Annotated in this window: 9 protein-coding genes; 2 read left to right on the top strand and 7 right to left on the bottom strand. The window is 38.1% G+C overall.

Annotated elements, in window-relative coordinates; all coding sequences use genetic code 11:
* Positions 1-139: 139 nt before the first annotated feature.
* Together C7K43_RS13685 and C7K43_RS08385 are read right to left on the bottom strand one after the other, a co-directional pair.
* Complete coding sequence (locus C7K43_RS13685; protein WP_307723683.1) at positions 140-433, bottom strand: GNAT family N-acetyltransferase; 294 nt, start codon at positions 431-433, stop codon at positions 140-142.
* Positions 434-513: 80 nt separating this feature from the next.
* A complete protein-coding gene (locus tag C7K43_RS08385) occupies positions 514-1,476 on the bottom strand; it encodes a glutathione S-transferase family protein (RefSeq protein ID WP_124006455.1) in 963 nt (320 codons plus the stop codon).
* Between the two features lie 109 nt (positions 1,477-1,585).
* On the opposite strand from C7K43_RS08385, the gene C7K43_RS08390 reads away from it, so the two are divergent.
* Positions 1,586-2,071 (top strand): methylated-DNA--[protein]-cysteine S-methyltransferase, encoded by a 486-nt coding sequence (locus C7K43_RS08390; protein WP_226996643.1) that lies wholly within the window; start codon positions 1,586-1,588, stop codon positions 2,069-2,071.
* A 61-nt stretch (positions 2,072-2,132) separates the two neighbouring features.
* Here the strand turns inward: C7K43_RS08390 and C7K43_RS08395 are convergent, their stop codons facing one another.
* Positions 2,133-3,452 (bottom strand): replication-associated recombination protein A, encoded by a 1,320-nt coding sequence (locus tag C7K43_RS08395; RefSeq protein WP_124006456.1) that lies wholly within the window; start codon positions 3,450-3,452, stop codon positions 2,133-2,135.
* A 6-nt stretch (positions 3,453-3,458) separates the two neighbouring features.
* Complete coding sequence (locus tag C7K43_RS08400; protein WP_124006457.1) at positions 3,459-4,094, bottom strand: NAD(P)H-hydrate epimerase; 636 nt, start codon at positions 4,092-4,094, stop codon at positions 3,459-3,461.
* Positions 4,095-5,163: 1,069 nt separating this feature from the next.
* Between C7K43_RS08400 and C7K43_RS08405 the strand changes: the two genes are divergently transcribed.
* Positions 5,164-5,712, top strand: coding sequence for a hypothetical protein (locus C7K43_RS08405; RefSeq protein ID WP_124006458.1), 549 nt, complete (start codon positions 5,164-5,166; stop codon positions 5,710-5,712).
* Positions 5,713-5,762: 50 nt separating this feature from the next.
* Here C7K43_RS08405 and C7K43_RS08410 read toward each other — a convergent pair whose 3' ends face one another.
* The 3 genes from C7K43_RS08410 to C7K43_RS08420 form a co-directional block, all read right to left on the bottom strand.
* Positions 5,763-7,217 carry a glycoside hydrolase family 1 protein gene (locus tag C7K43_RS08410; protein ID WP_124007267.1) on the bottom strand — a complete coding sequence of 485 codons (1,455 nt, stop codon included), beginning with the start codon at positions 7,215-7,217 and terminating at the stop codon, positions 5,763-5,765.
* 16 nt (positions 7,218-7,233) lie between these two features.
* Positions 7,234-9,099, bottom strand: a complete 1,866-nt coding sequence (locus C7K43_RS08415; RefSeq protein WP_124006459.1) for a beta-glucoside-specific PTS transporter subunit IIABC — start codon at positions 9,097-9,099, stop codon at positions 7,234-7,236.
* 101 nt (positions 9,100-9,200) lie between these two features.
* The gene (locus C7K43_RS08420) at positions 9,201-10,085 is read right to left on the bottom strand and encodes a PRD domain-containing protein (RefSeq protein ID WP_307723684.1); all 885 of its coding nucleotides are present in this window, start codon (positions 10,083-10,085) and stop codon (positions 9,201-9,203) included.
* Positions 10,086-10,246 lie beyond the last annotated feature (161 nt).

Genomic DNA, 10,246 nt, shown 5'->3' on the forward strand with positions numbered 1-10,246 from the left:
GTAACTATTTTTAATTTTTAAACCGACGATACATCCCGGTAGAACCATGGGCAATTACCTCAGTAAAACCAAACTGTTCGTACAGTTTATTTGCGGGCTTATCCGCAATTAAACTTACATAGGCCCCAGGGTAGACATGTTATTCCAGGTAGGAAACCAATTCATTCATGATTTTCTTACCTAGGCCATTCCCTTGGTAAGCCGGATCGACAACAACATCCACAATTTGATACACCGTACCTTTGTCACCAATAATCCGTCCAAACCCGACCAATGAGTCTTGTTCCCACAAAGATACTGAAAATAAGCTGTTTTCCAGTCCAACTTTGGCCCCTTCCCATGATTTTGAACTTAAACTGCCAGCTAACCGTAGATCGATATAGTCTTGAGGCTCAGGTGATTTATAATCAATTTTTATTTGTGAATTTAAAATCTTCCTTTCAAATCAAACGAATGATTGTTGTAAGTTGTAAAAAATAGATCTCTGGCAATAGTAAAAGCCAGAGATCTATTTTAATCATCCAAACTCCAGTCTAATTCTGGACCCACTGGTACAATACCATTTGGGTTAATCGTAGGATGGCTTCTATAATAATGATTTTTGATATGATAAAAATCAACTGTGTCTTTAACCCCAGGGTAATTATACAATTCTCTGGTATAGCGCCATAAGTTTTTATAATCTGTTAATGCGTGAATATTGCATTTGAAATGTCCGAAATAAACACTGTCAAAACGCACCAAAGTAGTAAATAAACGCCAGTCTGCTTCCGTTAATTGATCCCCCACCAAATAAGGCTGTTGCGCTAGCCTTTCTTCTAATTCATCCAAAACAGTAAAGACGTTTTTGACTTCTTGTTCATAAACGTTTTGTTCGGTTGCAAAGCCGGTTTTATATACCCCATTATTCACGTTATTATAAACTTTATCATTGATTGCATCAATTTCTGGACGCAATTCTTCAGGGTAATAATCCCCAGCTTCAGCGCCTACTTCATCAAAGGCAGAATTGAACATCCGCATAATTTCAGAAGACTCGTTACTGACAATCTTGTTTTGCTTTTTGTCATATAAAACCGGAACAGTAACTCGTCCACTATAATCCGGATCTACGTGAGTATAGATTTGGTATAAATAGTCTGCCTTTAATATTGGATCTGGAATAACCCCTTGGTCCTCTGCAAAAGTCCAGCCATTTTCACCCATATAAGGATTAACGACAGACAGTGTAATCATGTCTTCCAACCCTTTAATCTTACGCACAATCAACGTACGGCTCGCCCAGGGGCAAGCTAAAGAAACATATAAATGATAGCGATCTGGTTCGGCTTTAAATCCGCCTTCACCTGTCGGACCTGCACTACCATCTTTTGTTACCCAGTTACGAAATTGTGAATCACTGCGAATGAAACGTCCTCCTGTACTTTCAGTATCATACCATTGATCGTACCACTTGCCATCAACTAGTAATCCCATAATGCTCCCCTTTCTCGTCTTTTCTTTTATTATACCTACATTTTTAAACAAAACCAAAAATGTTGTCTTTTGAATAGCGATCCCTTATTCTTAAAGAAAGAAGGTGATAATGATGATTTACATGAATAAAACAGACAGTCCTCTAGGTCCATTGGTTTTGACTAGCGATGGCGAAAATTTAACCGGTTTATGGTTTGAAAATCGTTCAACCATTCAAGAAAGCTGGCAGGAAAAAGAACTTCCGATTTTTACTGAAACGCAATCCTGGTTGCAGGAATATTTTACTGGTAAAGACCCTGCTTGGATGTTGCCGGTAAAACCTGAAGGAACTGATTACCGTAAAAATGTATGGAAAGCATTATTAGAAGTTCCTTATGGAGAAACTACCTCTTATAAAGACATTGCTCAAATGGTAGACGCAGCCTCACCTGATAGAAAAACTTCTGCTCGAGCTGTGGGCGGCGCCGTCGGGAAAAATCCGATTTCGATTATCATCCCTTGTCATCGCATCATTGGTAGCGATGGTGATTTAACTGGCTATGGCGGCGGTATAGATCGGAAAATAAAACTTTTGGAATTAGAAAAAAGTTTATAAAAAGAAAGCTAAACTTAGGTTCGGAAACCGATCTTGCGAACTATCCAAACAAGCCACCAACTTATCCATTTTTTTCATGCCACTTTTTAATAGCCTCCAGTTGTTTTTTAAAGCGATCCTCTTTGCCTTCTTCTGTTGGAAAATAATACTCATGTCCTTCTAAGGATGGCGGCATTGTCTTCATTGTTGATAGCTTGTCTTCTTGTTGGTGGGCATATTGGTAGTCTTTTCCGTAACCTAGATCTTTCATCAAATTGGTAGGAGCATTTCTAATTTGCAAAGGGACGGGTTCATTGATTGATTCTTTGATATCCTCTTCGACATTCAGTCTTGCTTTATATACCGCATTTGATTTGGGCGCAAGTGATAAATAGATAACAAGTTCTGTTAAATGAACGTCACATTCCGGCATGCCTAGAAATTGACAAGCTTGGAAAACATTAACGGCAACATTTAAGGCATTGGTGTCTGCTAAGCCGATATCTTCACTAGCAAAACGAACGAGGCGTCGAGCAATATAAAGCGGATCTTCTCCACCTTCAAGCATGCGTGCTAGCCAATAAATGGCCGCATTGACATCACTGTTTCGCATCGATTTATGCAAAGCAGAAATGATATTATAATGCTCTTCGCCTGACTTGTCGTAAAGCAGTGATTTCTTGTTAATAATTTGTTCCAAAGTGTCCATCGTTACAGCGATCTGCGCACCGTCTTTTTCGCCATTTAAAACCGCCATCTCCAGTGTGTTCAACGCATTGCGCGCATCCCCGTTAGCAAAGCGAGCGATCGCTTCAATCGCTTCATCGTCAATATTTATTTGATAATCGCCGAAGCCATCGGGATTTTTAATGGCTTTATTTAGCAACTCTCTAATATCAGACACATCTAATTCTTTTAAAACAAATACTTTACAACGCGAAAGTAAGGCGGAGTTAACTTCAAAGGAAGGATTTTCAGTCGTTGTACCAATTAAAATAATACTTCCTTGTTCTACATAAGGTAAAAATGCATCTTGTTGGGCTTTATTGAAACGGTGGATTTCATCCACAAAAATAATGGTCTTTTCGCCATAATCACGATTGGTTTCCGCTTCTTCCATCAAACCTTTAATTTTTTTAATACCACTATTTACCGCGCTAACTGTAATAAATTTTGCTTCCGTTTTGCGTGCAATAATCTCAGCCAATGTCGTCTTGCCCACACCAGGAGGCCCCCAAAAAATCATTGAGGAGACCTGATCTTGTTCAATAATTTCACGTAAGATTTTCCCTGGCCCTAGTAACTGTTCTTGCCCCACAAAGTCATCAATCGTTTTAGGTCGTACTCTGCTAGCTAAAGGGGTTGTACTTTTTCGATTGGAAAAAAGAGAACCTTGTTCCATTGTCGTTCACTCCTCATAGAAAAAACCGATGTCATCCACTGTAATGTGTCCAAAGTAATCCTGCAATTCATCTTTTTCCATGCCGTGTTTGTAAAAGCCAAAGGTGATCGTCTCATCTGCTATGATACAAGTTCCTAGCGCTTTTCCTTCCACCGAAGAAATTCCGGATGGCGCATCGATAGCATAAACACGAGCTTGTTTAGCTGCATTCATTTTTTCGATCGCTTTTAAAGGTTTTCCTTCTACCGGTCGGTTCAATCCGATACCAAATAAGGCGTCGACAATTACCGTAGCTGTTGTAAAATCAATTCCGTCTAAATCAGTTTTAATCGATGCTCCGTATCCTTTAGCAATTTTTTGTTGCAAACGATTTTGTTCAGAATAATGATCAGGGTTTCCTACTACCAAAATTTCTACTTGAAAGCCTTCATTATGCAAAATTCGTCCTACTGCAATCCCATCGCCGCCGTTATTACCACCGCCAGCTACGATAACGATTTGATCTTTTTTAGTTATCGTTTGTTTCATTTGAGCAGCAATTGCACGTGCTGCACATTCCATCAATACGTTCGAGGGTACACCTTTGTCGTTCATAATTTTTTCTTCATAATGATACATTTCTTCTGCAGTCAGTGTTTTCATATCATCTATCTCCTGTTCTCTTTGCTCTCATCGTATCACGACTACTTAAGGAATTCCAAAAAGAGCCATTCAATCTAAGTGTAAAATCGATTGAGGTTTCATAACGTAAGAAAGAAACGAGTACCCTTTTTATTAGGCTGTAACAAACGCCAATGATAGAGGCAATCTCTTGCGGAAACGGTCATAAAGAAAAGACTCTTACGTTGTAGAAAAAAATATATGAGATGCTAATGAAAAAGTAAATTTTTGACAAGGGCCGAATTTACTGGAATTATACCATGACTTTCATAAACTGGTGGATTAAGGATGAATTAACCTCATTAGTTTGTCGTTCCTATGCGCTTATTTCCTTTTTAGCACATGATTTTGTCATTCTTATGCGCTTAATCTATCTAAATTGAGCTTACTTGACTCCTTTTTTTGAATTAAGCTCATAGCTTGGTCAATCTGGTGGGCTTAGCATGAATTAACCCCACTAGTTTGTCGTTCCTATGCGCTTATTTCCTTTTTAGCACATGATTTTGTCATTCTTATGCGCTTAATCTATCTAAATTGAGCTTACTTGACTCCTTTTTTAGAATTAAGCTCATAGCTTGATCAAACTAGTGTGCTAAGGATGAATTAACCTCACTAGTTTGTCAATCTGGTGGGCTTAGCATGAATTAACCCTACCAGTTTGCCATTCTTATGTGCTTATTTCCTTTTTAGCACATTATTTCTTCAACTAGCGGGCTAAATCGTTGCTAGTTATTCTCCTTAAAAATTTTTCTATCTTTTGCTTCTCAGAAAGGTTGTTTGCGGTTGCGTTCATTATTTTTCCTAACAGAGAGTCAGTTTTAGCGAGAGGATGTTACTAATTATTTTATAATAGAATCCATAAGAAACCGTCATCTTTGTTATTAATACTTGACCGTTCAATAACAAGCGTAATAATTTCTTTTTTTATCCTTTAGAAGGCCTCAATAAATTTTACACTTAGCCATTCAATTCATAAATTTGAACAATTCCACAGAAACAGATACCATAGAAGTGTAGGATACGTTTTCAAATGTAAGAAAGGAGCTATTTTATGGCTACAACATATAATCTACGCGGACATCCAATTGACAAAGATATGAAGGCAATTGCGCTGTCACATCCAGAAGCGTTGGATTATGAACCTTTGCCAAATTCCGTTTTGATTTCTTACGCAGGCTATGATCGAGGACAAATGGCAACACCAATGCCTGACAATGTCAAAAATCGCTATAAAGCAGTATTAGAACTGCCCGTTGACGACATTGAGCAAAAAAGCGGTAAAATCCGAGAAATGTTTGATCGATTATATCCTGATAGTAACTACCATATTTTTGATGAAGATGACTATGAAAAAACACGTAATTTTATCGAAAATCATAAAGACAGTCATTTTGTTGTCCATTGCGATGCTGGCGTAAGTCGTAGTTCTGCTACTGCTTTAGCAATTACCAAAGAATTGGCGCCAGAGGATTATCAAAAACTGCTTGACCTAGGTATTTATTTTCCTAACGTATTGATCTATAGTTATTTGGTAGAAGGTAAATTCAACGATAAACTGTATAAAAAGTACAGTAAACAATTACACCCGTGGGGTATTTAAAAAGAACGCTGCTTTTCAAATTTTGAAAAGTGGCGTTCTTTTTATTATTTCTATAAATCTTGCCCATTGCTGGCAATTACTTTTTTATACCAATCAAATGAATCCTTACGGTAACGATTTAACGTTCCTTTGCCGACATCATCTTGATCAACATAGATAAAACCGTAGCGTTTGGACATTTCATTTCCGCTGGCGCTGATTAAATCAATACAGCCCCAAGGCGTATACCCCATCACATCAACGCCATCTTGCAGACTTTCGCCGATTTGTTCAATGTGTTCACGCAAATAATTAATACGGTAACCATCATGAACTTTTAGTTCATTCGTTAATTCATCTTTAGCGCCTAAACCATTTTCGACAATAAAAATTGGTTTTTGGTAACGGTCATACATCTTATTCAAGGTAATCCTTAATCCAACTGGATCGATTTGCCAATCCCACTCACTTTTTTCAAGGAAAGGATTGGCTTTACTTGCTAGTAGATTACCCGAAGTTTCTGCCGTTTCATCTCCACCAACAATACCACTCATGTAATAACTTAGCGACACAAAGTCAGTCATGTTTTCTGCTAAAACTTGTTGGTCTTCTTTAGTTTGATCGATTTTGGCCCCTTTTTCCGCAAATAAACGCCAAGCATAGTTTGGATAACTTCCTTTAGCTAAAACATCCATCATCAAGAAATTTTCCTGATCAGATTTTACGCTGGCTAGAACATCGTTAGGAGCCGGCGTATCTGCGTAATTTTCCATCCGCGCAATCATACAGCCCATTTGCGCTGCCGGATCAATTTCGTGTAGTGCTTTAGTTGCTTTAGCTGCAGCCACTAGTTGATGATGCATTGCTGTAAATTGCGCTTGCGTTAACGACTCATCTGCTGATAGTTGGTCTTCTAATAATCCAGCTGAAAGATACCCCGTCATCATCACAATATTCATTTCGTTGAAACTAATCCAATATTTTACTTTCCCTTTAAAACGTTCAAATAAAATTCTGGCATAATGTTCAAAAGCATCAATTGTTTTGCGACTTTGCCAACCATTTTGTTCAAAAGATAATCCTAAAGGAAACTCATAGTGGCTCAATGTGACTAATGGTTCAATATTGTACTTCAATAATTCATCGATCACATTTTCATAAAACTGCAAGCCAGCTTCATTGGGTACTTCTTCATCGCCATTGGGTAAAATACGTGCCCATGAAATGGATAAACGAAAAGTTTTAAAACCCATTTCAGCAAATAACGCGATATCTTCTTGATAACGATGGTAAAAATCAATCCCATAACGTTTAGGATAAAGGCCCTTTGTATCATTCAAAGCTGCTTCTACCGTTTTTGTGGTCATTGGTTGTAGCATTTGAGCCATTCTTTTTTTAGGATCAGCAATAAACTGCGCCGTATCTGCTGTAGTCCAACCTTTACCGTCCGTTCTAGTTGCACCTTCTAATTGGTTAGCCGCAGTTGCGCCACCCCAAAGAAAACCATCTGGAAATTTATAAGACATCATTCATCTTCCTCCTTTAATTAACTGCTACCGATAGTTCTGCTCCAGAAGCAATATCATCTTCTTTATATACCGGTAGTATTTTTAAATAATCATTGCTATTTGTGACAATTGTCAAGACAACCGGATCGTAACCGGCTTCTTTGATCGCCGCTACATCCATGTCCATCAATAAATCACCAACTTTTATCTGATCACCTGTTTGGACTTTAGGTGTAAAGCCGTCCCCTTTTAATTCAACAGTGTCAATACCCAAATGCAATAGGATTTCTAGCCCGTCGTTACTTCTTAGGCCAATGGCGTGTTTGGTTTCTGCGATCATCACAACTTCACCTGCTATCGGCGAGGTAATTTGATCACTGTCTGGGATAATTGCCACGGTATATCCCATAATTTGTTCAGCAAAAGTAACATCTGACACTGTTTCAATAGGTTGGATCTTTCCAGCAACGGGAGCTTCGATACTCAGTTGATTCCCTGTTTTATTTCTTTCTTCTTTGGTATCCGCCGTTTCCTCTTCAAAACCTAAAACCCAAGCGACTACAAATGCCACTACAAAAGCTAGTAAAGAAGCGATAATTGCAAAAATAATATTACTACCATTGGTGGAATCAATGTAACCTGGTATAGCAGTCAACCCTGGCATAGCCATACCAAAGCTAGCTACATTTGTTAAATTAATAAAAGCACCAGCAATTCCGCCTCCGATCATGGCTGCGTAAAACGGTTTTTTCAGCTTCAACGTTACCCCATACATCGCAGGTTCAGTAACACCAACCACAGCTGAAATCCCCGAAGACAACGAAATTTGTTTCATATTTTCATTTTTAGTCTTAAAAAACACCCCAAAGGTTGCACCAGCTATAGCAAACGTTGCAGCCAACATAGCTGGCATCATCGAATTATCAAAGCCATATTGCGAAAAGTTATTAATCATAATAGGTGACATAGCCCAGTGCATCCCGGTCATCACAAGTATTGGGTAAAAGGCTCCAATAAAAGCGGCTGCTAAAAAGCCAATATGATCAAATAACCAAGTAACACCCACAGCTAAGCCTTGGCCAATATATGTGCCAATAGGCCCTAACACAACCAAAGTAATTGGGATAACAATCAATAATGTTACCATAGGTGTAAACATGATCGAAATTGTTTTAGGCATCCATTTTTTGACAAAGTCATACACGAATTTTAATAAATAAGTAGCTAAAATAATCGGAATAACTGATGAACTATAGTTTAAATAAGGGATCGGCAATACACCGAAAAGACTAAGGTCCTGCGCTGCTTGGCCGGCAGAAACTGCCTCAAAGCCTTCCATCATCGTTGGATACATCAACACTCCAGCGATACACAATGCTAGATATTCGTTAGTCTTGAATTTGCGCGCACTGGAAACAGCCAAAATAAACGGCAAAAAGTAAAATGCACAATCGGAAATCATGATTAAAATCTGGTAAGCTGAACCATCTACTTGAATCCAATTGAACGCTTCTAATAAAGCAATAACTCCTTTAAGCAATCCTGTTCCGATTAAAGCAGGGAGCGCTGGAGTAAAGATACCAGAAATAACATCCATCAAACCACTGATGATCCCCTTTTTCTCAGACCTTTCGCCCTCGCCGCCTAATAAATGACCTAATTGTTTATCAACTTCTTCAAAAACACTTTCTACATCGTTTCCGATAATAATTTGGAACTGCTCACCGGAAAATTGTGCCCCCATTACACCTTTTGTCTGTTTGATATCGTCAATACGCACCTTGTCATCGTCCACTAAGTTAAAACGCAAGCGCGTCACACAATGCCACGCGTTAGTTATATTTTGTTTGCCGCCGATTAAATCAATCAGTGTGCTCGCTAGTTCTTTATAATCTGCCATTCTTTTTCCTCTTTTCTATAAAAAAACCAAACATCACAAAAAGCGCAAGCTCTTTTGTAATGTTTGGTAATGCCTGATCGTATCAGTAACAGTCCATTTTATTAATTTTGTCTTTGCGTTACTCGGTCAATATGTAGCGTTAGGTAAAAAAGTTCGTCCGTGTTTACTTCACAATTTTGAGTTGTTTCGATCATTTTCCCTACTTTTTCAGCTGCTTGATAAGCTTTTCGATAATTCTTTTTGACTACCTCAATCAGCTGTTCATCAATTTTGGGTATCTTATCGTTTTCATGATTGATCTGTCTCAAAATGAAGTATCGCAAATGCGTCACAAAACGAATGTAATTCACTGAATTTTGATTAAGTAACGTTTGATAATGATATTGAATGATTTCTACTGCACGATTGACTAATTCGGTTAATTTCTTGGTTTGGATATTAATATCTGAGTCATATTGAGCATTCACAAAATGGTATGTCAGAAAGGTTTGTTCACTTTCTGGCAAACGAACGCCCGTCTTTTTTTCAATTAAATACAACGCATCAACTGCTGCGTCATGTTCCTTAGGATACAGCTTTTTGACTTCCCAACGAAGATTTTCAGGGTAATCAATGGTATCTGTATCACTGCGTTTCATTGCATAGTTTAGATGATCTGCTAAAGCGAGAAAATGATTGTCGTCAAACTTATCAATACTAAGTAAAGCCGCCGCCTGATCGCTTATTTCTTCTGTTAATAAAAAAGTGTCTGCTGAAATATTTTCTAATGCTTGGCGCATTGATGCGGATATCTCGTCGACTTTCTTATCATCGGTAAAAATACGTTCGATTTCTGCTAACGTCACATTATCGCCTGCTTGTTTCCCAAAGGAAAGCCCTTTACCAATAGCAATCACACGTTCATTATGATCATCAATAATCCATGCCACATTATTATTGATCTTCTTTTGAAACTTCAGAAAAATTGCCTCCTTCCCAAAAAAAATACGTTAAGAATATTGCTGAAACGGCAGCAATTCTTTAACGTAGGTAATGCCTGATCGAATCAGTAACAGTCCGTATTCCAATGAGTTCATCTTAGCTCAAACTGTAATCGTTGTCAACGTTTTTGAAATTAAAATTTTGCACACCTTAAGCCAGAAAGTAT

The sequence above is a fragment of the Tetragenococcus koreensis genome (assembly GCF_003795145.1).
Taxonomy (GTDB): Bacteria; Bacillota; Bacilli; order Lactobacillales; family Enterococcaceae; genus Tetragenococcus; species Tetragenococcus koreensis.